Here is a 23,287-nt window from a genome sequence, read left to right as displayed (position 1 = left end):
GCCGCATTTGGGCTCGTGGAGAATTTCAAAGCATTTCCCGCCGCTTACCGGAGCTGAGGGAATTGGCACCTCCGTTGCAGCTTGATGTGCGGCAACACGGTGAGAGCTTCGCTGAAGCAAGCCAGAGGGAGCGATGCCCTCGAGACCGTGTCCGATTTTGACTGGAAAATATTCCGCGACAAAAGAGACGAAAGGTGTGGAATGACTTTGGACACCAAGATGGAACTGCGTATGGGGTCCCCGGCTCCTGCGATCAAAGTGGAGAACTGGCTGCGTGGCGAGCCCCTCACGAACTTTCGGCCCGGCAAGGTCTACCTCGTTGAGTTTTGGGCGACTTGGTGCGGACCATGTGTCGACGCCATGCCCCATTTGATCGAACTGCAGGAGAAATATGAAGGCAGCGGATTTGAGGCGGTCGGAGTTGCCGCCTGCGAACAGGGTCCTACCGCAGACGAGGCGCGGACCAACGTGGATGCCTGGCTGACCGAGAAGTTCCCGAATCTGAATTATCGTATCGGGTTCGATTACATTGGCGAAATGAACAAGCTCTGGATGGATCCCAGCTCTTCGATTGGGATTCCCACCTCGTTCGTGGTCGACCGCGACGGCCACATCGCTTTTATCGGCCACCCGGCGGAACTCGATGACGTTTTGCCGAAAGTCCTTAACGGCAGCTGGCGCAGCAGCTATGAAGCGAAAGCCGCCGATGCAAAGCGCATCGCGCATAACCAACTTGCAGCGCGCGAAATGTCGCTTACCGGGCCGATATACGCCAAACTTGAGCCGGCGATGCAGGCCGAGGATTGGACGGCGGCGCTCTTGGCCATCGAAGAAGGCCTCGCCTTGATGCCAGACTCTTGTGAGTTCCGGCAGATTCATGCGGATCTTCTGCTTCACAAGCTGCGCGACATCAAGACCGGCATGCCGGTCATGCGAGAATTGGTCGAGGACGCGATCGACAAAACGTCCGACGCGGTGTCGTGGATGGCCTTGGCCCTCAACCAACTCTTCGATCCCACGATGGACAATTCCCATCTTCCGCGCGCGGAGCGCTTTGCGATGGGCAACGAGCTCTCGGAACAGATACTGGCACTCAATCCCCCGAACGGCGATGGCCCGTTTAAATACCTCCGGTACCTCCCGGTAGCTCAGTATTATTACGAGAGCGGCAACAAAGATCGCGCAATCGAGTTGATCGAGGTGGCACTGAAATCGGTGGACCGGCTGGGGCCAATTCCGGACCACACCAAACAGTACTATCTTACCCCATTGCTCGAAGCACTGGCCAACTACACGGGTGAGCCTGCCTGTCACGCGGATCTTTGTGTGGCTCCGCAAAAGAAGGCACCCGAAACTCAAAACGCAGTCACTTCCTGAGCAAGAATCGCGAAGGGACTGACAATTGGAATTGAACACTGGCCAATCCGCCCATCGAGGCTCTCTTCGCAGCAAGTATGTCGATGCAGCAGGGCGGCGGCTTGCGGCAGGTTGGATTTCAATTGCGTTGACCACCGGTCGGATCGCGGCGCAGACGATGTGCGCCGCGAATTCGCGCCGCAGGTCTCGCACTCGTGGACATGTCGAGGTCGGCCACGGGGCACTCTTGGGGTTGGCCCGCCCAAGCCATTCGTCGGCCACGCAAGCCGACCCGGAGTGGGCATCGCAGGAAAAGGAAATCGTACCTCGAAGACGAAGACTGAAATGACGAACAACGAAATTCCTCATGAACCGGTTGGCCCTGCTGTCCACAAGGACGACGAGGCCCTTGCTTCCCCGTTCGTCAAATGCCTCCTGCGGCTCATTCGTACTCAGGATTCCTTCGGCTTATGGGAAGGCCATTCGGATGCCGAGCTGCTGGCCGAGTTCATCATCACCAAGCAACAGCAACGTGCGGTACCCTTTGGCGGCGATCCCGATCCTGACGCGCTGTGGAGGCTCGACATGTTTTACACCGCCGTAGCGCTTGCGATCGAGGAGCGCTCCGGCGTGTCGACGAATAATTGGAATGAAGCCCCTGCGGGCTTCCAGCGGTTGGGCGTTCTGTCGAGACGTCCACCGGTTCGGCTTCGAGACTTTCCGCAAACTTGCTGAGGCCGGTACGAAACTGGTCGACGATGCGACTGCAGCCATTGAAGCCTAGCCCGAGATGGAGCGCATCAACAAAACCATTGTTCCAGGAAGGATCTATGTCAGACCTAGATAAGATGAGCAAGAAAGTCCGAAAGCTCCAGTTGCGTGCAGCTATTGCCAAGATGGCATTGCAGGACCTTGTCGAGGGTCTGCCGGGCAAGTGGGCCGACATACAGGAAGTCGCCGAGAAAACCCAAGCCGTTTATGCCGAGTTGGATGTTGCCAAGAGAGAACTCGCTTCAATGAAGAATTTAGGATGATGCGCACATTCACCACCCGTGACGGCTCCATTTGGATGCCGTCGTACCTGACCTCCATCGACAGCAAGACCTGCATCGGCTGCTGCCGTTGTTTCAAGGTCTGCTCGCGCGATGTCATGCATCTTCACGGCGTTGATGATGCGGGTGAAATCCTCGGCCCCTGCGATGACGAGGACGATGATTTCGACGGCAAGCTCAATCGCATGATCATGGTTGTCGATGATGCCAGCCGCTGCATCGGCTGCGGAGCCTGCGGCCGCGTCTGCCCCAAGAACTGCCAGACGCATGTTGCGGCCGACGAGCTCGCAACATGATCTGGCAAAAACCAGGAGAACGGCGTTGCACTTTATATCTTTTTGTCGGCTCGTGTGGCTGGTCCTGTGCAGCAATGCGTCGACGGTTTACTTCGCTTTGGACTCTCCGAGTGGCAGTCGTCACGACGCCTGGCCTGTTCGCTGCTGCTTCAGGCCTGCTATTTCGGCAGCGTGCTCTTTTTCGCGGACGTCGATGATCTGTAGAACTGTTCATTCGCTCCGCAGAGGGCCGGCGAAACCAATCGCTTCCTAAGCCCGTTGGCCGTAATCGAAAGACACGAGGCCGGCGAGTTCGTGCTCAGCTGCCACTGTGCTAGCAAGGGAACGGAATCCAATCCCCCGGAGCAGATGGCGAGAGTTGAGCGAAGACTGCGGTCGGAGCTCCTGCGCTTCCGGGTCTCCAAGGGGACGACTTTGCGAACCGAAGGGACTTTGAAGCGTTGAGGTGGCCGGCGTGCGGTAGGTTGGGCCAGCGACAGGGATCCCAGCCGGCCGGGAAGCACCGCCCTCTCAATGTGCGTTGACTTCGCTTCCTTTGGCGAGATGTGGGTAACGGCGAGGGCCGCACTCTTCCCGGGCCGTCGACATTCCCGCCCTTTTGGTGCGTGCGCCGTGAGGCGCGACAATTCGGTGCCCGCGTGTAACTGCGCGCATTCGCCGAAGCTTAGACGTGGTGCATTCCCGCTCGCCCGCTTGGCGGATAGTTCCGGCCGTGCTGGTTTTGCCGGCCGTAACGCCCGCCGCTCGTCGGTAAGGCCTCACTGCCACACGCCTCTCCGGCAACGGCTCGGCGCGTCGCGCAATCCGGTTGGCGCTCAGGCCAGGCCCTTCGCTAGCTCCAACGCCTGCCGTTCGAACAGGCGGCGGTAAATGCCACCATCGAGATTGATCAGCGCGGCATGATCGCCGTCCTCCATGATGCGGCCACGATCGAATACGAGCAGCCGATCGAGCGAGCGGACTGTCGACAGCCGGTGTGCGATGACGAGTGTGGTTCGGCCTACCATCAACCGATCCACCGCTTGTTGAATGAGCACCTCGGATTCCGAATCGAGGCTCGATGTGGCCTCGTCCAGAATAAGGATCGGCGCGTTCGCGAGGAAGGCGCGCGCGATCGCCACGCGCTGGCGCTCGCCGCCGGAGAGCTTCAAACCCCTTTCGCCGACCAATGTCCCATAGCCCTTCGGCAGGGGCGCGATGAAGTCGTGGGCACTTGCCAGCCGTGCCGCTTGCTCGATCTCGGCCTGGCTCGCGCCAGGCCGGCCATAGGCGATGTTCTCGGCAAGCGACCTGTGAAACAGGATTGGCTCCTGCTGCACGATCGCGATCTGCGAACGGAGCGACTCTTGGGTCACCTCGGAGACGTCCTGGCCGTCTATCAGGATCCGGCCGCCGCTCAGGTCGTAGAGTCTCTGGATGAGCTTCACGAATGTTGACTTGCCGGAACCGGAGGGTCCAACCAACCCAACCCTTTCGCCAGCCTCAATCGACAGCGAACATTGGCTATAGATCGGCAGGGGATGGTTGGCGTAGCGGAAGTGGACGTTCTGGAAATCGATGCGGCCCGTCGTGATCCGGATCGGCTTGGCCTCTGGACCATCCGCAACATCCAGCTGCTGATTGTGGATGGCCACCAGTTCTTCCATATCATTAACCGAGTGCTGCACGTTGCGTACATGCATGCCGGCATCACGTAGATAGCCCTGCAGGACGATGAAGGACGTGAGAACATATGCTATCTCGCCCGCCGTTGCCTGTCCATGCGACCACAGAAGCAGGGCATATCCGACCACCGCCACCCTGAGCGCAACCAAAGTTACGCCTTGGGTAGAGTCGATGATCGTTCCGCGCACCCAACTCCGGCGCGCGCGGTGCCGCCATCTGGTCATGATATTTGCAAGCCGCTCGTCTTCGCGAACCTCGGCGCCGAAGCCTTTGACCACAGCGTTGCAACTGACCGCGTCCGCAAGCGCGCCGCCGAGCTTTGTGTCCCATTGGTTGGCAAGGCTTGCCGCCGGCGCGACATAGCTGAGCGACAGCGAAATCGAAAACGCAAGATAGATCACAGAGCCGCAAGCAAAGATCAGCCCCATGACCAGCCAATGCCAGCCGAGCAGCGCCGTCGAACCTACCAAGATGATAAAGGACGGGAACAGCGCGACCAATATTGTGCTGTTTAGAGGGTCGAGCGCCCACATGCCGCGCGTTATCTTGCGCACTGTCGAGCCCGCGAAGCTGTTCGCATGCCAGTCCGTCGAAAAGCGCTGGACATGATAGAATGCTTCGTTCGCGACATCGGACATCATCTTCAGCAAAAGATCGTTCAGGCGAATGACGGCGATGTGGCGCATGGCAATGGCAGCGAGCGCAAGCGCAATCGGTACAGAGAAGGCTGCAAGGGCCGAATGCCAGGCCGGTGCTGCAGCAGCGCCACCTGCAACAGCATCGATGAGACGACCTGAATAGACCGGCATCAGCACGTCAGCCAGCGTGGAGGCGAGCATAGCGGTCATGATGATCGCGAGCCGGGCCGGCTGCCGGCTCCAGTGGCGGACAGTGAAGGCGAAAACGTCGCGACAAGTGGCGCCGCGCCCATAGACGGGGAAACGTTTCATAGTTTCCAAGCGGGCGCATCAACACGCTCGGTCCCAAAGACGTTAAAAGACAAAACTGGAATTTTCGACCTCCCCCATAACAGCATCAATTTTGGCGGGCAGCTCCTGCCGCCTCACGACGGTGATGTTCAAAAGTCGTGCCAACTGAGCGGAAAGAGCCTCAAGAAATAGTTTTACACCTATTCAATAACTTAACGGGATATGGCAGGTTGGGAACCAACATAATTGTTCCGAATCCGACAACACGATCGCAGGTAGAGAAGAAAGGCTATTACATGGTCGACTGCATTTAACGGCCTTAAAGAACAGCGATGAGTTTTTCGATAGCCTGATGGCGCGGCTGGTTGCCGTGGCAGTGCTTTTACCAAAGTCCGAGCGTCGGCGGCGGCCGTTGAGTTCGGAGCGGAGGTGGGGATTGGGGTTTGGCGGGTTTGTTTTTCGGGCGTCGGCACAGTCGGCTATGTCATGAGCCGTGGGTGTGATCGAGGACGATGCGCGCAGGATAGGCTGGCCGAGGCAGGATGTCGCAGGCGTAAGCGGATTTACGTCTCTAGACGACCCGCGCCGATTTTGATGAGGACGCAAATACCAATCGGGCGACGGCAAAGCTTGAGCGCTTCGGCATCGCGCCGGCAGATACAGGTATTACGACACCCGGCAAGGCTCGCCTGCCGGGTGCATGTAGATACATGCGAGACCGGGTGGCCGGATACAGCGGAAGGCCACAAGGTCAGCTGCTGCGGCGCCGGCGATCGTTGGCCGCTAGACAAGGGGCGTTTCGAAAGGTCAAGACATTGTCACGAGGCCTGAGCGACCGCGGGGCCGTCGGGAGCAAGGTCATTACCGACGACTGCATCGATGGAAGCTTCGATGATATTCAAAGCCTCCTCGATGATTGCATCCGACAGGGTCAATGGAACAAGGAATCGGATCACGTTGAAGTGTCGGCCGGCCTCTGAGAGCAGCAAACCTCGATTGGCTGCTTCCTTGATCACTTTGGCGGTGAGGGAACGCGCGGGCTTGCGGGTTTCTTCATCTTCGACGAGTTCGACGCCGATCATCGCGCCCAATCCACGAATGTCGCCAATCACCGAGCGGTTTCTCTTCTTCTGAATTTGTTGCAAACCAGCGGTGAGGCGCGCACCAATCTCACGAGCCCGCACCAGCAGATTCTCTCGGTCGAGGACATCCAGCACTGCCAATGCAGCCGCACATGCCAACGGATTCCCCGCATATGTTCCGCCCACGCCGCCGACGCCAACGCAATCCATGATCTCCGCCTTGCCGACCACTGCCGCAATCGGGAGCCCGGCTGCCAAGCTCTTGGCCATCAGAATCAAGTCAGGCTCGATGCCGGTATGTTCTATGGCAAACAGGCGGCCGGTTCTCCCTAGGCCGGATTGAACCTCATCGGCTACGAGGACGATCCCATGCCGATCGCAAAGCCGCCGAATGCCTTCCATGAATGCTAGGGGCGCGGGGATGTAGCCACCTTCACCGAGAAGCGGCTCGATGACGAGGGCCGCGACCGCACTTGGCTCAATCTCAGTTTCGAAGAGCGTGTCCAACGCCGAAAGGCAGTGCTCCACGCTGACACCCCGATATGGATTGGGGAAGGGCGCGCGATAGATGCTCCCAGGGAATGGCCCGAACGCCTGTTTGTATGGGTTTACCTTGCCCGTCATCGCCATCGTCAAGAGCGTACGACCATGAAATGCCCCGCCGAAGACAATGATTCCACGCCGTTTTGTGTAGACGCGGGCAAGCTTGACAGCGTTTTCAACCGCCTCTGCACCAGTCGTGAGGAGCAATGTCTTGGCCGATCCGCCCACCTTGCAACGCTCGTTCAAACGCTCAGCCAGAGCAATGTAGCTTTCATAAGGAGCGGTGCCGAAGAACGTGTGGCTGAACCTATTAAGTTGAGCCTGTACGGCAAGAACAATGTCGGGATGCGAGTGTCCGACCGCCAGAGCACCCATTCCACCTACGAAATCAATGTATCGCCGTCCCTCGATATCCCAAAGCTCTGCATTTCGACCGCGGTCCACGTATATTGGAAACGAGCAAGAGGCCCCCGCCGAGACAGCGGCCTTCCGGCGCTCATCCAGATCAATATTAGATGTCATTCGACTACACTCCTGTTGATGACTATAACTGCGTCAAGGCATCCGAAAGAACTTCAATTCGTCCTAAAAAATTGCCCTTCGGCCCCCTCGGATCATGCTAGGTTACTTGTGACGCGCTTTTCTCCGCGCCTAGAGGGCTGAAGCAAGCGCCGCGCCATTTACTTAACCCTATGCAATCACATCGCTCTTGCAGCGAGAGGCGTTGCCGATTCGAACCCGCAATCCTTCTTCTGTCCGAAGTTGAGCAAGAATGTCGGAAGCCCGACCAAGATGCGCTGCGGGTCCGTGACTTTCGCGACAAACCGCCTCATGCGGCGGCCCTTCCTCCGATCAACTCGACATGCGCACCGCTCCGCAAAGTGCACGCCTAACCGGTGGCGACGAATCGGAGTGTGGGACGAAAGGCGAAAACACCCGCGCACGCCGTGGCCTCGATCCTCTCGCAACCTGTCCGTCCTGAGTCCCGATCTCGGTTCTTGCATGGAAGTAAGGGTCCCAGGTTGCCTCTATTCGCCAAGGTTCGCAGATGGTGTGATCGACCAATTGATTGAATCGGCGGCACGCTGAAGCATCGTCTGGGTTTGAGCGCGATTGGTTGAAACGGCGATGACATGTCCGATGCGGTCTCGATAATCTCCTTTCCTGACGATCGGCGTCTTGGGTGGGATATACCACTCGACCTCGGCCACGCCTTCAGCCGACCGATCGTCGCCATCGGTCCAATCGAGATTGCCATCGCGATCAGGAACCAGGAACCGCGCGGCCGCGGTATCCGTGGGGCTTCTGCGCAACCTCTTTTGGACACCGGTCACAAGTTTAATGTGCTCGGCTATGAGATCCACTCCGTAAGCTAGCCAAACCAGTTCAGGAGCGGGCGAGCTTGGAAGATGTGGACTGACTCCAATGACAACTGGACCACGCTTCGTCCACCGGAGTTCAATATTCGTTGGCCCCCAGCCAAGGCCGAGAGTTCGCAAACAGCTGAGCGAAATTTCGTCAACGCTGGCACGTTCGTCATCATTAAGCACGGCGGGATAGGTGCACTCGCGGCAGATGAAATACGGTTGTACACCAAAGTCTAGGGCGGCAATGGCAATTACCTCATATCCTAGTATGTCAATGCCGTAATGAGGGCCTTGTACGAATTCTTCGACCAGTATCCCTTGCGAATCAGGTCGTATGTTCTTCCTGCCCAACAGACTAGCCGAGTGTGCTGCTAACTCTTCGACATTGCTGCACAACCTAACACCCATGCTTCCGCTGCCCCGGACTGGCTTGACAACTACCGGCAATCCGATGTGGGTGGCAAAGCTTTCCACCTCCTTCGCGTTCGCTGCTCGGTGATATGCAGGTACTGACACGCCAGCCTCCTCGAGAAGCTTACGTTGAGCGAATTTGTCGCGGCATCGTTCCACCGACGCGGGGTTCGGCCCAGGTAGACCGAAGTGCCGAGAGAGCTTACCAACTATGGCGGAAAGCGATACGTCATCGCTCACAAAGCCAGTAATTCCGGCAATTTCATACATTAAACGCAGCCGGTAACATTCACTGATCAGAGCATCGATATTACCGGTGTCAGCACGAACAGCGTCGACGTTTTCCGCTACGAGATATTTGTACTGGGCCGGATCCGTTGCCAGCGTAATTGGATGAAAGCCGAGACGTTTAGCCGCTTGGATGTGGCGCGGACCATTACCCCTATCACCTTCAACCAAGATGAGTGCTTTTCTTCCCACGAGCTTTAGACTCCTTCGTTGCGTGCTGTTGCGGCAGCTAGGAGCGGAAGCAGACATCATGCCTGGTTCAGTCCTAGCGGTGAAGGCATGGCAGCAAGCTCAGCGCCGGAGGCGTGCAAGCGCCGCTAAAAAAATACATCGCCAAGGCACGCGAACAGTGCATGCTCTCTCGCTCGAACACGCCGCGGCGGGGGCGCTCGTCTCCTCGTAGAAGGACCAGATCTGCCATCGAGCCTTCTCCTGTTCACGGCAAATCTCACCCTAAATGCACAGCAGCCTCGGAGATTGGCCCCAGCAGATGTCCGTAGGCAATTATTCTCTGACGTTGCCGAGCAATGGAACTGGGGCCATATTCCTTTAGCATCAGACGGACCCGGTTCTCGACGTCGCGGCTGATAGCGACAAGGCAGGTGCCAGCGGGAGGATGGCGTTCCAGGCGGCCGGCCCCAGTTCGAAATACGACTAACCGTCATGGAAGACTTAACTTGGCAGTTCGGCCACCGTCTACGACAAAAATCTGGCCGGTGACGAATGCAGCTTCGTCGGAGGCAATCCATGCGACCATGGCGGCGACTTCCTCAACGCGGCCTGTTCGGCCCAACGGATGAATGGTACCAAGCCGTTCCAGTGCCTTCTCGGGCAAAGCGGCGACGAAATGGACATTGAGATCCGTATCGATCCAACCAGGCGCTACGCCATTGCAGCGCACCCCGTCTTGCCCGCCGTCCACTGCCACGGCGCGTGTAAGGCCATGCAGCCCAGCCTTCGAGGCACAATATGCCGCGTGCCCTGGGTTAGAGGCCAATCCCTCTATCGAGCCAACATTGACGATTGAGCCACGACTTCTTCGAAGATGAGGCATGGCGCGACGGATCAGCAGGAAAGGAGCATCAAGATTCAGCGCCATTGTGCGTCGCCACTCGTCCAGCCCGGTATCATCTACCCTTGCTTCAACCATGCACCCAGCGTTGTTGACCAGGATATCGAGGCGGCCAGCCTGTCGGACGACATGGTCAATTACCATGTTCGGAACGCCGGGGTCGCAAAGGTCCGCGACTATCCCTTCTCTATGACCGGTCGCCTCGAGCTGAACCGCAAATACTCTGGCCCCGTCGCTGACAAGTCTGTCGGCGATTGCCGCCCCAATGCCGCGGCTAGCCCCGGTCACTAAGGCGACCTTCCCCATAAAACGCTTCATTCGGCTGCCCTTTCGCCATTCACCGTTACAAGCATGCCGACGCGAGACGCACGCAGGCCGGTTTAATCCGGACACCTTCTCCCGCGTGGTCAAGGCCTATCCACCCGGTCGGCGATGCGACCATTAAGCGGCCGCAAGATGAATAGGCATCTCTGCCTCCGAAGGCCCAACCTGATGGCCGTGCGCGCGACGCACGAGCCCGGTCCGGCGCCGCGATTCGTTGCTCTTAGTCGATTTGAACTGAAATGCGAGCATCTGCGCTGACGCTTCTTTCTTCGTTAGGTGCCCGGGCTTTGTCCCATACCACCATGATTTTATGGGTTTCAAAGGCATCCGCAGAACATGTGTAGTAACATCCTGTATATTGATGCCATTCAGCTTCGATGGACGCATATGCCTGAACGAATTGGCCCGTAAGCCCTTCTTGCTATCAAACCCTTTTATGCTTTCTCCTCGGCCCGCCCTGCGATCGTGCCTTCAGGACATTGCTTTGCGGAGCCGCACAGAGGGCGCCGTAACAAACCTCCTCACCCTTGTAGTTGGCTAAGGCCTGCAGCAAGTCCGGTAGAAGGTGCTGTTTCAGCTCGTCCAGCATAGGTTCCGCACTGTCCAGCGACTTCAGTGCGAACTCGATTAGCTCGATCGCACGATCTTGGTTGCCGCTCTCGTGATAGTATCGAGCCACCGCCGGATAAGTCCGGAACTTGTGGCCGTCGCCTTGGAGTGGATTGCGTGCCAGGATATGCTCCGCCAACTCTTTGCCGAGCGCGAAGCGCTCATGAGACGGAAAGTGCGAGTGGTCGTGCGCCGGACCGAAAAGTTGGTCTAATGTTGCCAGCAGCCAATGCTCGGAGTTCCTTTCGATCGCGTCGCGAGCCAATTGGCGTATGACAGGCAACCCGGTCGGCATGTCCTGCATTCTGTGAAGCAATAGATGCGCCTGAGCCAAGCGGAAGTTGATGTCGTCGGGCATCAAGGCGCTGCCCTCTTCGACTGCTGAGAGTGCCGTCTCCCAGTCCTCTTTTCTCACTGCGGCCCAAAATCTCCTATTAATTGACTTGGTCAACGCTTGTTCGCGCTTATTGAGTTCTCTATCGGCGATCCGCTTCGAGTCGGCGACTTTCGCTGCGTCGCTGGTGCGCCAGCTGCCGTTGAGCACTCTCGCCAAGACCTCGTTAAGTCGAGTCGCGTGACCGATATAGGCGATACGACCGTCTACATCGATTACAAACAAGGTCGGAAATTCGCCAGAAAAGCTTGCTTCCACCCAACGCTTTTTCATTTGGCCTGTATGGTCGAACGCGATCGGAAAATTCAGGTTCGAGCACTTTTCGGTCAACCACGCGTCCAGCTTGACTCGCGCCTCAACCGTCGATAGCGCGCCTTCATGAGCCGCGACTACGATGACCTCGAGCCCACTGTCCTTGAACCTTTCCTGCAACTGCATCAGATGGTGCATCGCCGCCGCACATGGTTCACTCCCAGTTGCCCAAAATTCGACGACGTATACTTTGCCGGGCTGGAAATGTGCGATGGGCTCGCCGCGCACCCAAGTCTCCACATTGATCGAAGGAGCCGACGACCCCATCTGCAAAACCATATTGCTCTCCAACGCCATCCCAAAGCTGCGCGGCTTTATGGCAAGCTGTTCCCTGAGAGACGGTGCACCGAGTCGACTGAAAGGAGGCCTCTATCGTCAGGCGGGCTTCGATGCAGTCAGCCGTCAATCAGTTTTGCCGCATTTCAACCAGCAAACGCCGTGCCAGCGCGCTGAACGCCCGCTGACGGCATTAATTTACCTTTGAAAACATCCATGTGTAATGATGCGGACATTTTTGTCAGTGTTTGTTTCGAATCCGCCATTTTGTCAGTTGCTGTCGGTCTGGGCATTTAGAGTCCTCGCGCCAGACTGCGATGGCGCAGCAGCACCTGAATACAGACCTGCCACTGAGAATTTCCTCCATCTGAGATTAGAGTCAGGGTCCTTGATTACGGACTGATGAAGACAAAGCGATTTACGGAAGAGCAGATCATCGCGGTTATGCGCGAGCATGAAGAGGGTGCGAAGGCTGGCGATCTTGCCCGCAAGCACGGGATCTCCGAGGCGACGCTGTATAGCTGGAAGGCCAAGTATGGCGGGATGGACGTCTCCGACGCCAAGCGCCCGAGGCATTGGAAGACGAGAACGCCAAGCTAAAGAAGCTGCTCGCCGACGCTCGAAGCCTCGGCATTGCGCGAGCTTCTGTCGAAAAAATGTTAGGACCCGCCGCCAAGCGCGAATCCGTAGCGCATCTGCAGGCCGTTATGGGCCTATCGGAGCGTCGGGCCTGTTCCTTCGTCGGCGCCGATCGCAAGATGATTCGATACCAGTCTCGCCGACCGCCAGAGACACAGCTGCGTGGTCGGCTGCGCGACCTCGCGCAGGAGCGCCGACGCTTCGGTTACCTGCCCGTCGTCCACGGTGGCGGCAATCTGTTCTTCCAACTCGCCAACGCCCGCTACGAGAAGGGCGCAATGATTGTCACCTCAAATCGCGGCTTCGCCGAATGGGGCGAGGTCTTCGGCGACCCTGTCGTCGCAACCGCACTTCTCGATCGCCTGCTTCACCATGCGGTCGTCGTCCAGATCGAAGGATCGAGTTATCGGCTCCGCCAGCACGCCGAGCTCATGCCCGAACACTTGCGATCAAAACCTCCATCACGCCGCCGACATTAAATTCACCATCGCGGCCGCGCGGCCGGCCACCGAAAAATGGACACCCCACCGGGACAGCCTGAGCGGCGAAACTGGGGAATTTTACTTCGGCACTTTTGGGGACGAGTGGCATTGACAGGTGACGCGCAGGGGATTGCACAGATTGTGCGCACACGTTGGTTCAAGGCAGTTCATCTGAAGTCCGCTACTGGCCAGAGGCCGCGCACGCTCACCGCGGCGCGCAAGACTGTCAGGGCGGTCACTGCCAACGAGCAGGTCATCCGACGCATGTTGCGTTCCCGGGGGCTAAGCAACCCTATCTCTCTCTTGGAAGGTGCCCTGGGTTTTCTTGAGGTACGGTGCGTAAAAACCCGATACGAGCAGAGGATGATCGCGAGGCAATGTGGAGAAGCCTCCGGCTGAGCCTCGGCAATTTCTAGACGAACAAAGACATACCGATACCCCAATGCACTCGAATTCCGATGTAGCGTAGTTCCACGTCACTTCGGCGCCAGAAGAGATATGCTGAATGGCGACGAAGTCGTAGGCCCCGAAGCGATTGGGCACAATCGCTAAGTTTGGATCACAACAATGATTCACAATGACAGCCGGCTTATGAAAGAGAGCATGGACATTCCAGTCCAGTTGAAAGGAGTTTGTCGTTCGAACCGTTTCCATACGGTCAATTAGCCCGATGACGACAATTTCCCCCGGCAGGAAGTCGCGAGCAGCGAATACCCCGCGCCCCCTTTCTCCTCCCGTGCTGAGGATTTTTACGTTGCGGGCATTGAGCTGCTTTGCGCACGCGACGTCATCCGTCAAAATAGACAGATCTTGGTTTATGTGAGTATCAGACATACTGTTTCTTTCGCCTGCTCGATTGAGGGATGAGTACTTTTCGCCAGAGGTCGCTTGGAATTTCGCTGTTTTCGGAACGTCCTCCTAAAGTCCCGATGTTTCCAAGTAATTTACGAAGTTGGGGGCTTGTCCATGTTTTGCGCCTTAGGTTCCAGTCAGCGGCGCCTACTGTCTCTCCCAGGAAACACTCAAAAATCGTGCCGATTCACCCGCCCGGCAACCGAGGATTCTGATTTCTCTCGGCTATTTGACTGAGGCTAACGAAGAGATTGCCTACCACGCGTGTGTAGCGAATCCGACAGACCAGATATCTTCGAATGGCGCTGCTGAACGTCCTGTGCATCGATCTGGCAGGCGGAGTGGTGACAACGCGTCTGCAAGCGAGCAGTTCATCCTGCTGCGGATGGTGCGCGTGGCACGCCAGCCGAGGGTCCAGGTCTCGAAAGTGTTAGCATACCCGCAGGAAGTGGCTGCGAAACCCCTGTTGCCGCCAGATGCCGCGCACATTGAGCTTCAAAGGCGCGGTCAAGGGACTAATGCGTGACAATACTGTCCCACCTATGGCGTTTTCTGAGTTCGACTGGGCCGGTTCGACCCCGCAGAGTATTGTCACGCGAGTAGGCGGCCGCCCGCTCTCTCATGCTTTGGCCAAATGAGCATAACTTGCTGCGAAACGCCCGAGTTTGTGTTCGCCGCAAGTCACCGGCCGGTAGCGCAGAGGGTTGCTGTCGGTGACACATGAGGCCAATGGCTCAATGATCGCATCGAAATCAGCATCGATAAAGAAGGGGATTGAGTATCGCTCACGCCCTGAGCTATTCACTACGCGATGTAGGTTGGCCAGATAGACACCGTTGGTGAGCCGCTGAAGCAGGTCCCCGACGTTGATTATGAAAGTACCGTGGATTGGCGTGCCTTGTACCCAATCGCCGTCTCGGTTCATGACCTGAAGACCGCCCACGTCGTCCTGTGCAAGGATGGTCAAATTGCCGTAGTCAGTGTGGGCGCCGATTCCGATCATGTCTTCGCTGATATAACCACTCTGCGGCGGGTAGTGAAGCAGCCGCTGAATGCTGATCGGGTTCCGCATGAGGTCCTCGAAATAGCTTTCCGCCAGGTCCAGACTGAGCGCAATTCCCTGCAAAAGTTTTTTCGAGAGGCCCACCATCTCTTGATGGTATCTGTATGTCAGCTCCCGAAACTCGGGCCAACCTGAGGGCCACTGGTTAGGACCAAAAAAGGGACCTTCTAAGGTCGAACGTTCAGGTCCGAAGTCGAAGCACTCCTTGAGGTCTTTGGTCTTGCCCGGATCGGTGTTCTCGCCGAACAGCTCAATGTAACCGCGAAAGGCCGAATCGGAATTGCCAATATGCAGTGAAGACTTCTGCGACAATGGCAAATCAAAAAACCTGCGGCTCACATCAAACACCGAGCGTATGAAATCCTGCGGGACTCCGTGGTTCTTCACATACATGAATCCAGTATTGGAAAGCGCCCACCGTATCTCCCTGGCCACCACCTGTTTGTTCGTACCATTGAGGAGCGGTCCGATATCAACCACCGGTATTTTGTCAAAGTTTTCGCGTTTTGCGCGCAGCTTATCGTCTAGTCTGGCTTCTAAACCTTTGGACATTAGTACACCTTTGTTTTGCCGATTGAAGCCGGCGCATAGCTGCCGGCCATTTGGATTTATCGTGACGCGAATTAGGACTGAAACGCGCCACCGTGCTGGGAAAACCCCTACTCGTCTTTAGGTCATCCACAACAGGGTTTCGCTCCCGAGGCAGAGCATGATCACAACCCCTGTCGCTCTGCCGCGCTGACCTTCTCGGGCACTTGAAAGACCCAATAGTCCGCACGCTCCTCGGCGACGTATCTGCCGTTGCTTAGACACTGCGCCAGTAAAAGAACGCCCTCATCCTGCAGACGCCGCGCCTGGTCCTCGAAGAATGCGGCCTCGGCGTAGCTCTTGCGGATGCTTGTGATGATGAATCCTTTCGGGCGCGTGACGCGAGCCAGCTCGCGCAGCCCGTCTGGTCTAACGTGCCCAAGTGTAAAGACACCGCAGCAAACCGTGATATCATAGCCGGCGTCGGCGTACTCAGAGAGTACCCCGTTAAGGTCGACACAGTCTTGGACATGACGGTAGACTCGGGTTTGCCGCGCCTTTTCGGCCATCTCTTTGGAAAGATCGAACCCATCGATCAGCCCGAAGCCGAGGCGTTCCAGTTGCACGCCGACAAGGCCTGTTCCGCAGCCAGCATCCAGGATTGTGATGGCAGTTCGCTCGCTGCTCAAATATGCTGCCTGCACGGCGCCTGCTAGTCCCGCCACGATCATCGGGCCGCAGTACCCCTCGCACCCAACATCCACATCGTAGGCACCAGCCCATCCCCGATAGAATTGGGTTAGGCGATCGGCGTCGCCCTCGAGTACAAGGGCGTCCCTGATGCGCTGTCGTGCGACTTGTTCCAGTGTCGTCTGGTGATCGACGGTATTCATGGCAGCTCCTCCGTTAAGTATGATCGGCAGCGGCTATTCGGCTCCTGATCCCAACTCTCAATGTGAGCATCAAAGCTCGTGCCAATTGGCCAAAGGCGGGAAGAAAGACAATTTTTGATGAATTCGGCTATTGGGCTGAGGCACAACAACACAACATTGCTCCAACTACGCCCGTACGCAGACGACAAAACTGACAAAGTGTCGGGTTGTGAACTTACGACCCAGCGTACAGCGCCGCCCGCGAAATTCAGGAAAATCCCGCACGCCTCCTATGTTGTCAGCTCTAACATTCCAGTGGCCTGCTATGTGTGGTGGACCCGGAATGAGCTGGTACGGGTTGATCAGCCCAGTGCTCGATGCCATTGGCAATGTAGATGCAGTCGAAGGGTGCGGCCGACGGAGGCGTCGGCTGGAACCATCGCGGTTTTGGGCAGGTCGGGATTGCCCTGGCGCGCTGGAGTCTGTGATGAGGCGCTAAGCTGGGGGTTGGATGGTGTCTCTCGGACAAACCATGACGTCATCCAGCGGCAGACGACGATGGCTTCTTCGGTCGACGTCAGGCACGGTGCTCTTCGACGCCTCGGCTCCCACCGGAGCATCGGCCGTCGTAGGTTCCGAGCGCTCCTTGCGAAAGCCAGGCTGCCGAGGTGCTTGCCAATTGATGGCACGGGGATTTTGCGGGGCCTCGTAAGGGGGCGTCACCGAGTATAGGTCAGCCGCGACAGGTACTGGGGTTGGCGCCGAAGGCTTCGCGGAAGCACTTCGAGAAATGTGAGGCCGACACGAAACCGCAGGCGACCGCGACGTCAATAATCGGCAACTCTGTTTGTGCAATGAGACGCTTCGCGCGGCTAAGTCTCAAATGCAGGTAAAAGCGCATGGGAGACAACGAAACCGATCGCTGGAAAAGCCGTTCAATCTGACGCTGTGAGCGGCCGACACATCTTGCAATGTCGCGTAAGGGCAGCGGGTCCTCAATATGCTCCTCCATAATGCGAATCACTTCGGCGACCGGCTTGCAGATGCGGGCTTCGCCGCCATTCATGGTCCATTGTCTATCAGAGGCAGGGCGCCAATGCCCGGCAGTCGTATGTCGGCAGACGGTCAATGCAATGTCTCTGCCGAGGCGTTCGCTGATCAGCTCCATAACGAGGTCGAACGACGCAAATTCTCCTGCGCAAGTGAGGAGGTGACTATCACGAACGAATAGCCGGTCAGTGACCTGAAGCCGGCCAAATTTTTCAGAGAGGGCGGCTCTCTTGTCCCAATGGATTGTGCACGCGGTGCCGTCCAGCAACCCGCTGTCCGCCAACAGCCATGTCGCCGTACCCAACGCTGTGATTGGAACGCCATGCCGCTTGCAAAGCCGAAGAATCTTGCTGAGAGCAGCAGACGTCTGCCTTTCGACCCGTTCGCCTGCACAGACAATGACCATGTTCGTACCTTTGCCAGCCGGAACGCATTCGCCGGTGCTAGCGAAGTCGCTGCCGACCGACAGGACGAACCCGCTGGCGCATTCAACCGGCTGGCCATCCAGGCTTGCAATCGTCCACTCGAAGAATGATCGACCGGACACAGAATTCGCGATGCGAAGGGGATCTACAAATGACGAAAGGCTGAGTAGCGAAAATCCGGGAAGTGCTAGGATAACCAGTCGGTATACGTCCTGCGTGTCGATCACCTGCCGGCTGGGGTTCCATCCCACGATCCGCGAATGATCTCTTGTTGAAAATGGCGCATTCATAAGGTCATACATCCTGGTTGATGGTGATCAACATCGAGCGGCCGCAAACGACACCGGCGCCTTCAGGGTTGGCACCGCAGCCATTCAACTACGGGTGTTATGCTTGCGCTTCATGAAGTCCTTGGCGGTCTCGACCGCCACGGCGGCGTCGCGGCAATAGGCGTCGGCGCCGACAGCCTTGCCGAACTCCTCGTTGAGCGGCGCGCCGCCGACCAGCACGACATAGTCGTCGCGGATGCCCTTTTCCTTCATCGTGTCGATGACGACCTTCATGTAGGGCATGGTCGTTGTCAGCAGCGCCGACATGCCGATGATGTCAGGCTTATGCTCTTCAATCGCCGCCATATACTTCTCGACCGCATTGTTGATGCCGAGGTCGATGACGTCGAAGCCGGCGCCCTCCATCATCATGCCGACAAGGTTCTTGCCGATGTCGTGGATGTCGCCCTTGACGGTGCCGATGACCATCTTGCCCTGCTTGGGCGCGCCGGTGGCGATAAGCAGCGGTCGTAGGATGAACATGCCGGCCTTCATCGCGTTGGCCGAAAGCAGCACTTCCGGAACAAACAGGATGCCGTCGCGAAAATCCTCGCCGACGATGCGCATGCCTTCGACCAGCGCCTCGGTGAGCACCTTGTAGGGCGCCCAGCCGCGCTCCAGCAGGATGCGCGTGCCTTCCTCAATTTCTTCCTTCAGCCCGTCATAAAGGTCGTCGTGCATCTGCTGCACGAGTTCCTCGTCGGACAGCTCGGAAAGGATGATCTCTTCGTCAGCCATGTTGATTCACCTGATGCTCATTCAAAGGAGGTCGGCGCCCCATCTCGATGGGACACCGACCAGGCTTCCGGTTCGAAGCCTTGGGAGTTGATTTTCAGGCTGCCAGCCACAATTCCCGCAGGTGAATCTGGAAACCGGAAGACCGGCCTGTGCGGCGCCGGATTGCGGGAATATCAGTGTCCATCATCGCGTCATCCTGCAGCGGAATGACCGGCATCCCGCGTTAAACATCCGTGGCTCGGTCGTGTAATAGGGGCGGACCCTAGCTTATCTCGCGCCGATGATAGGCGCCTGCGATTGTCCTGAGAATGCGCAAAAGCTTTCGCTGGTCTTAAATCCAGTTTATATCCAGAGGCGGATAGGGTGAGGGGCAATTCAGGTCACGGGCGGAGTTCTTCAGACTGGACGAGAAACCAGTCAACCAAAACCTTGCATCTCTTGTTCTTGCTGGCATCCTCGCTGGCCAACAGAAAGAAGGCCCTGTCGGTCTGGATTTGGGTTGGCAATGGCTTGACCAAAAGGCGGTTGTTGAGCAACTGCTGGGCGGTAAGGGACCACCCCAGTGCTATTCCTTCACCAGCCAGAGCCGCTTGAAGCGTCAGCTGGTAGTCGTTGAACACGATATTGGGTTTGATGTCGCCGGCATCGCCGCCTGCCAACTCGACCCATTCGGGCCAATCCAGGCGCTTGCGAAAAGCATCGGACGAATGAATCAGCTGATGGTGGATCAGATCTTCGACGGCTTGGGGAGCGGGGTGCGACAGAAGATATGCCGGTGAGCAGACGGGAAAGATGATCTCGTCGCAAACGAACCAGCTGTTGGCCCTTTCAAAATTCCGGGGCCGCACCCACACCGTCACGTCGATCTCATGATCTGGCTCGACATCGCGATCGGTGGCGACCACCTTGATCCTGACGTCCGGATGCTCTTCCTGGAAATGATAGAGTTGAGGCGCGAGCCAATGTGCCGCCAGAGATGTCGAAGCTGCGAAAGTTATGTACTTCGTTCCGCGATCAGTGATGGTCTCAAGCCGCTGTTCCAGACGGCGGAAGCTGGTGCGCACCTCATCGTAGAGCTGCCTGCCGGGCTCGGTCAGCTGCACTCCCCGATTGTCTCGGACAAAGAGTGCCGTCCCGCAATGCTTTTCGAACATTTTGATCGAATGCGAGATACTTGGCTGCGTCACGTTGAGTTCGCTGGCCGCGTTCTTGAAACTCAGCGTTCGGGCCGCCGCTTCGAAGACGAAAAGCGAATGCGTCGAGGGGACAAGATTGCGAAGCTTGGACATGAAGCAGGTCTATATCAGATGCTATATTTTCCGTCTACGAGACCAACAACACATGGTCTATTCGAAGCTGGAACAAGGCAGAGCGAGCGGTGCACTACCCACCGGCCGCCTTCACCGAGCGAGTTGGCAGTGAACTCTTTGAATCAAACAAAGACAAGAGAGCGTATTGTCGTCCAAGCACCGCATCCGGAGCCAACAGTCTCAGGGTGGTACCGCACGTCGGGACCGGAGCTACCCTTGGTGCCGCAGCAAGGCGATGTCACATGCGATTGCCTGGTCATTGGCGGCGGCTGGATGGGGCTTCACGCGGCCCGCCGATTTGCTGAACTCAACCCCCAGTCTTCGGTAATCCTCGTCGACGCCGGACGTATTGGGGACAATGCATCGGGGCGGTGCATGGGCTTCGTCATCGATCTCGCGCACAATCCCCGAAAACGCGACTTCGTTGAAGACATTAGGGGAAACAAGGAAGAGCTGTACGTCAACCTTGAGGGCATCGCCTACATTCGAGCCGCCGTCGAGGAGCATGGGGTAGACTGTGATTGGGACCCGCAGGGGAAATACCACAGCGCGGCCACGTCTCACGGCGTTGCCGATCTACACCGCTTTTCGGAGGCGCTCGATAAGCTCGGACAAAAGTACAGCTGGGTTGAAGCCCCTGAAATTCAGTCGATCACCGGCAGTAAGCACTACGTCAAAGCTTTGCATCACCCTGGCACGATTCTGGTCCAGCCTGCGAAGTATCTCAAGAACGCCGTAAACAGCCTCCCCGAGAACGCTACCATCCATGAAAACACCGCCATTGTGGCGGTCCAGTTCGGTGCGCCGAAGCACATCTGCGAGACGCCTGCTGGAACAATCAGGGCTTCGAAGGTCATCATCTGCGCATCGGGTTATCTGACGAGATTTGGCTTCTTTGAAAACCGAGCCATACCGCTCTACACGTTCGCGAGCATGACCAGACAGCTCACTGAGAGCGAGCTTTCCAACGTGGGCAACAAGCGAACCTATGGGCTTATTCCGGCCGATAGCTTTGGGACGACGGTGCGACGTACTATCGACAACCGTCTTTTCCTTAGAAACGTTTACTCGTATGCGACTAATTTCAAAACAACCAAACAAGATGTCCTTAGGGCGCGGACCCAGCAGCAGGTAGCATTTGACCGCCGATGGCCCGGGCTTTCGTCAATCGGCTTTGAGGCCAGCTGGGGTGGTCTGCTTACGCTCGCGCAAAATGGCGGCATGGTCTTCGGCGAGTTGGCGCACGACGTCTATGGTGCCGCCTTCTGTAATGGAACCGGCGTCGCTAGAGGGGCTGCCTTTGGCAAGGCTGTCGCCGAACTGGCCACGGGGCAATCTTCGGCTGTGATCGATATCCTGAAGACGCGGGCCGCTCCGAGCAGGACTTATCCGAGACTTGTCACATCAATGGGCGTCCGGTTCGTCACGGCTCTTCGTTTCAGGCAGGCAGGCGCGGAAGTCTAGCAATAAGAGGAACGGCAATGGCGGACCTGAAGGGCATCAATCTTGCAATGCAGACACCGTTCGAACCTAACGGTGCGATCGATTACGGCCTCTTCGAAGAGTTGATCGAAAAATACGTATCGGCGGGAGTTCACGGCTTGGTTCTTGGGGCAGGTACAGGCCAGCACCCTTACCTGACCGAGTCCGAATGCAATCGGCTCTACGAGCTCGGGGCGAAGCGCATCGCAGGACGCTGCAATGTTGTCTGCCAGACCTCGGCCCTGAATATGGACGAAGTCATACGGCGGTCACAGAAAGCTGAATCGGTCGGCGCGGACGCGCTGATGATTTTGCCGCCGTATCTCGAAGGTCCGTCAGAAGAGGATGGAATTTTCAATTTCTACAGGGAAATCGACGCGGCGGTTGGCGTGGATATTGTGGGCTACAACATCCCGCAGGCTACCGGGATCGCGGTTTCGCCGCGCCTTTTTGATCGACTGAGCGGTCTCAAGCATTTCAATTACATCAAAGATAGTGCCGGCGACTTCACCGTGCATCAGGAGTATCTGCAGACGGGAGGCAAGGTGCTAAATGGTTGCGATACAACAACCCTCTATGCGCTGATGGCAGGCGCGCGCGGTGTTATCTGGGGCGCAGCAAACTACATGCCTCTTGAGGCTGTCGAATTGTACAACCTTGTGGCAGCGAAGGATTTGGAGAGGGCTCTGGCACTTTGGCAGCGGATGCTGCCCTCGTTGCTTTTTATCTGGCGGGCACCCTATACGCCTTCTGTCCTGAGAGCCGCGCAACTGCGCGGCCTCGGAACCGGGAATGTCCGCAAGCCACTGGCAAAACTCTCGGCGGACCAGGACATGGCGCTTCGCACCGCACTTGCCCCGCTGTTTGAGGTCGCCTCCTAGGCGTCAGGTTATCCAGGGGAGTCTCTATGCGAATTGTCCTGGTTGGTTCGACTGGGATTGTCGGGTCGGCCGTAGCGGCCGAACTTGGCAAGCGGCATAACATTATAGGAGTCGGGCGAACTAGCGGCTTATTCAACGTCGACATCGCCGAGCCGAACTCTATCGACCAATTATTCGACAAGATCGGTGCATTTGACGCGTTGATCTGCACGGCAGGGGCCGTGCACTACGCCCCGCTGAACCAATTCACGAATGAACAGTTCGAAATCGGGCTGCGCAGTAAGTTGATGGGGCAGGTCAATCTCGTAGCGAGGGGTCTCAAGCGTATCCGCGATCACGGATCATTTACCTTGACGTCCGGTCTAACCAACGAAGATCCCATCCGGCAGGGAAGCTCGTCCGCCCTGGTCAATGGCGCGTTAGACGGTTTTGTACGCAGCGCGGCAATCGAGCTTGGGCGGGGGCTGCGGATCAATCTGGTCAGTCCGACTCTCGTACAGGAGTCGGTTCAGCTCTACGGCGACTTCTTTCCTGGCACCGCGGCGGTGCCGGCGAGCGAGGTGGCGCTCGGCTACGTCAAGAGCGCAGAGGGCAGTCAAACGGGTCGAGTTTATCGCATGGGTTGGGTCAGAGACGCCTAATCTGACCAACAATGACGTC

18 protein-coding genes and 3 pseudogenes are annotated in these 23,287 nt (G+C 57.4%); 10 read left to right on the top strand and 11 right to left on the bottom strand.

Annotated elements, in window-relative coordinates; all coding sequences use genetic code 11:
- Positions 1–219: 219 nt before the first annotated feature.
- The 4 genes and pseudogenes from EJ068_RS12885 to fdxB all read left to right on the top strand — a co-directional run bounded on the left by EJ068_RS12885 (position 220) and on the right by fdxB (position 2,704).
- Positions 220–1,377, top strand: coding sequence for a TlpA disulfide reductase family protein (locus EJ068_RS12885; protein ID WP_127308808.1), 1,158 nt, complete (start codon positions 220–222; stop codon positions 1,375–1,377).
- Between the two features lie 324 nt (positions 1,378–1,701).
- Positions 1,702–2,140: pseudogene (locus EJ068_RS12880) on the top strand (DUF269 domain-containing protein).
- 46 nt (positions 2,141–2,186) lie between these two features.
- Positions 2,187–2,390, top strand: a complete 204-nt coding sequence (locus EJ068_RS12875; RefSeq protein WP_129554589.1) for a CCE_0567 family metalloprotein — start codon at positions 2,187–2,189, stop codon at positions 2,388–2,390.
- On the top strand, positions 2,387–2,704 hold the full coding sequence (gene fdxB, locus EJ068_RS12870; protein ID WP_189512632.1) for a ferredoxin III, nif-specific: 318 nt from the start codon (positions 2,387–2,389) through the stop codon (positions 2,702–2,704). Before EJ068_RS12875 ends, fdxB begins: the two co-directional genes overlap by 4 nt.
- Before the next feature lie 815 nt (positions 2,705–3,519).
- Here the strand turns inward: fdxB and EJ068_RS12860 are convergent.
- From EJ068_RS12860 to EJ068_RS12840, 5 genes are all read right to left on the bottom strand, one after another.
- Positions 3,520–5,319, bottom strand: coding sequence for an ABC transporter ATP-binding protein (locus EJ068_RS12860; RefSeq protein WP_129554588.1), 1,800 nt, complete (start codon positions 5,317–5,319; stop codon positions 3,520–3,522).
- A 797-nt stretch (positions 5,320–6,116) separates the two neighbouring features.
- Entirely contained in the window at positions 6,117–7,445 is a 1,329-nt protein-coding gene (gene gabT / locus EJ068_RS12855) for a 4-aminobutyrate--2-oxoglutarate transaminase (protein WP_129554587.1), read from the bottom strand.
- A gap of 506 nt (positions 7,446–7,951) precedes the next feature.
- Entirely contained in the window at positions 7,952–9,181 is a 1,230-nt protein-coding gene (locus tag EJ068_RS12850; protein WP_129554586.1) for an ATP-grasp domain-containing protein, read from the bottom strand.
- A gap of 469 nt (positions 9,182–9,650) precedes the next feature.
- Positions 9,651–10,379, bottom strand: a complete 729-nt coding sequence (locus EJ068_RS12845) for an SDR family oxidoreductase (RefSeq protein ID WP_127403225.1) — start codon at positions 10,377–10,379, stop codon at positions 9,651–9,653.
- A gap of 430 nt (positions 10,380–10,809) precedes the next feature.
- Positions 10,810–11,928, bottom strand: coding sequence for a TlpA disulfide reductase family protein (locus EJ068_RS12840; RefSeq protein ID WP_348527803.1), 1,119 nt, complete (start codon positions 11,926–11,928; stop codon positions 10,810–10,812).
- Here EJ068_RS12840 and EJ068_RS32600 point away from each other — a divergent pair.
- From EJ068_RS32600 to EJ068_RS32595, 3 genes and pseudogenes are all read left to right on the top strand, one after another.
- Positions 11,912–12,184, top strand: a complete 273-nt coding sequence (locus tag EJ068_RS32600; protein ID WP_189512686.1) for a hypothetical protein — start codon at positions 11,912–11,914, stop codon at positions 12,182–12,184. The two genes, EJ068_RS12840 and EJ068_RS32600, sit on opposite strands and share 17 nt — an antisense overlap.
- 194 nt (positions 12,185–12,378) lie before the next feature.
- A pseudogene (locus EJ068_RS12835) lies at positions 12,379–12,824 on the top strand (transposase); the annotation flags it as partial.
- Positions 12,819–13,156 (top strand): annotated as a pseudogene (locus tag EJ068_RS32595) (ATP-binding protein); the annotation flags it as partial. The pseudogenes EJ068_RS12835 and EJ068_RS32595, both read left to right, overlap by 6 nt.
- Positions 13,157–13,379: 223 nt before the next feature.
- Here EJ068_RS32595 and EJ068_RS12830 read toward each other — a convergent pair.
- The 6 genes from EJ068_RS12830 to EJ068_RS12805 all read right to left on the bottom strand — a co-directional run bounded on the left by EJ068_RS12830 (position 13,380) and on the right by EJ068_RS12805 (position 20,243).
- A complete protein-coding gene (locus EJ068_RS12830; RefSeq protein WP_126080611.1) occupies positions 13,380–13,931 on the bottom strand; it encodes an SET domain-containing protein-lysine N-methyltransferase in 552 nt (183 codons plus the stop codon).
- Between the two features lie 637 nt (positions 13,932–14,568).
- On the bottom strand, positions 14,569–15,564 hold the full coding sequence (locus EJ068_RS12825; protein WP_129554584.1) for a 2-oxoglutarate and iron-dependent oxygenase domain-containing protein: 996 nt from the start codon (positions 15,562–15,564) through the stop codon (positions 14,569–14,571).
- Between the two features lie 161 nt (positions 15,565–15,725).
- The gene (locus tag EJ068_RS12820; protein ID WP_129554583.1) at positions 15,726–16,433 is read right to left on the bottom strand and encodes a class I SAM-dependent methyltransferase; all 708 of its coding nucleotides are present in this window, start codon (positions 16,431–16,433) and stop codon (positions 15,726–15,728) included.
- A gap of 712 nt (positions 16,434–17,145) precedes the next feature.
- Positions 17,146–18,177 (bottom strand): GlxA family transcriptional regulator, encoded by a 1,032-nt coding sequence (locus EJ068_RS12815; protein ID WP_164757246.1) that lies wholly within the window; start codon positions 18,175–18,177, stop codon positions 17,146–17,148.
- Positions 18,178–18,261: 84 nt separating this feature from the next.
- Positions 18,262–18,954, bottom strand: coding sequence for a B12-binding domain-containing protein (locus EJ068_RS12810; protein ID WP_127403231.1), 693 nt, complete (start codon positions 18,952–18,954; stop codon positions 18,262–18,264).
- Between the two features lie 380 nt (positions 18,955–19,334).
- Complete coding sequence (locus tag EJ068_RS12805; RefSeq protein WP_127403232.1) at positions 19,335–20,243, bottom strand: LysR substrate-binding domain-containing protein; 909 nt, start codon at positions 20,241–20,243, stop codon at positions 19,335–19,337.
- A gap of 240 nt (positions 20,244–20,483) precedes the next feature.
- Here EJ068_RS12805 and EJ068_RS12800 point away from each other — a divergent pair, with 240 nt between their 5' ends.
- The 3 genes from EJ068_RS12800 to EJ068_RS12790 are packed head-to-tail and all read left to right on the top strand — an operon-like array spanning position 20,484 to position 23,268.
- Positions 20,484–21,728 carry an FAD-binding oxidoreductase gene (locus EJ068_RS12800; protein ID WP_245463458.1) on the top strand — a complete coding sequence of 415 codons (1,245 nt, stop codon included), beginning with the start codon at positions 20,484–20,486 and terminating at the stop codon, positions 21,726–21,728.
- A gap of 17 nt (positions 21,729–21,745) precedes the next feature.
- Positions 21,746–22,627 carry a dihydrodipicolinate synthase family protein gene (locus EJ068_RS12795; protein ID WP_129554582.1) on the top strand — a complete coding sequence of 294 codons (882 nt, stop codon included), beginning with the start codon at positions 21,746–21,748 and terminating at the stop codon, positions 22,625–22,627.
- A 26-nt stretch (positions 22,628–22,653) separates the two neighbouring features.
- Positions 22,654–23,268: a short chain dehydrogenase gene (locus tag EJ068_RS12790; RefSeq protein WP_127403235.1), complete on the top strand. Its 615-nt coding sequence runs from the start codon at positions 22,654–22,656 to the stop codon at positions 23,266–23,268.
- Positions 23,269–23,287 lie beyond the last annotated feature (19 nt).

It is taken from the genome of Mesorhizobium sp. M2A.F.Ca.ET.043.02.1.1, assembly GCF_003952405.1.
Classification (GTDB): Bacteria; Pseudomonadota; Alphaproteobacteria; order Rhizobiales; family Rhizobiaceae; genus Mesorhizobium.
This window is presented reverse-complemented; position numbering and strand designations above follow the sequence as displayed.

Excerpts from the sequence above, each read along its gene's own strand:
- EJ068_RS12885 (WP_127308808.1), top strand. The coding sequence starts at position 220 with ATGGAACTGCGTATGGGGTCCCCGGCTCCTGCGATCAAAGTGGAGAAC.
- EJ068_RS12875 (WP_129554589.1), top strand. The coding sequence starts at position 2,187 with ATGTCAGACCTAGATAAGATGAGCAAGAAAGTCCGAAAGCTCCAGTTG.
- fdxB (WP_189512632.1), top strand. The coding sequence starts at position 2,387 with ATGATGCGCACATTCACCACCCGTGACGGCTCCATTTGGATGCCGTCG.
- EJ068_RS12860 (WP_129554588.1), bottom strand. The coding sequence starts at position 5,319 with ATGAAACGTTTCCCCGTCTATGGGCGCGGCGCCACTTGTCGCGACGTT.
- gabT (WP_129554587.1), bottom strand. The coding sequence starts at position 7,445 with ATGACATCTAATATTGATCTGGATGAGCGCCGGAAGGCCGCTGTCTCG.
- EJ068_RS12845 (WP_127403225.1), bottom strand. The coding sequence starts at position 10,379 with ATGAAGCGTTTTATGGGGAAGGTCGCCTTAGTGACCGGGGCTAGCCGC.
- EJ068_RS32600 (WP_189512686.1), top strand. The coding sequence starts at position 11,912 with ATGGGCTCGCCGCGCACCCAAGTCTCCACATTGATCGAAGGAGCCGAC.
- EJ068_RS12830 (WP_126080611.1), bottom strand. The coding sequence starts at position 13,931 with ATGTCTGATACTCACATAAACCAAGATCTGTCTATTTTGACGGATGAC.
- EJ068_RS12825 (WP_129554584.1), bottom strand. The coding sequence starts at position 15,564 with ATGTCCAAAGGTTTAGAAGCCAGACTAGACGATAAGCTGCGCGCAAAA.
- EJ068_RS12820 (WP_129554583.1), bottom strand. The coding sequence starts at position 16,433 with ATGAATACCGTCGATCACCAGACGACACTGGAACAAGTCGCACGACAG.
- EJ068_RS12815 (WP_164757246.1), bottom strand. The coding sequence starts at position 18,177 with ATGAATGCGCCATTTTCAACAAGAGATCATTCGCGGATCGTGGGATGG.
- EJ068_RS12810 (WP_127403231.1), bottom strand. The coding sequence starts at position 18,954 with ATGGCTGACGAAGAGATCATCCTTTCCGAGCTGTCCGACGAGGAACTC.
- EJ068_RS12805 (WP_127403232.1), bottom strand. The coding sequence starts at position 20,243 with ATGTCCAAGCTTCGCAATCTTGTCCCCTCGACGCATTCGCTTTTCGTC.
- EJ068_RS12795 (WP_129554582.1), top strand. The coding sequence starts at position 21,746 with ATGGCGGACCTGAAGGGCATCAATCTTGCAATGCAGACACCGTTCGAA.
- EJ068_RS12790 (WP_127403235.1), top strand. The coding sequence starts at position 22,654 with ATGCGAATTGTCCTGGTTGGTTCGACTGGGATTGTCGGGTCGGCCGTA.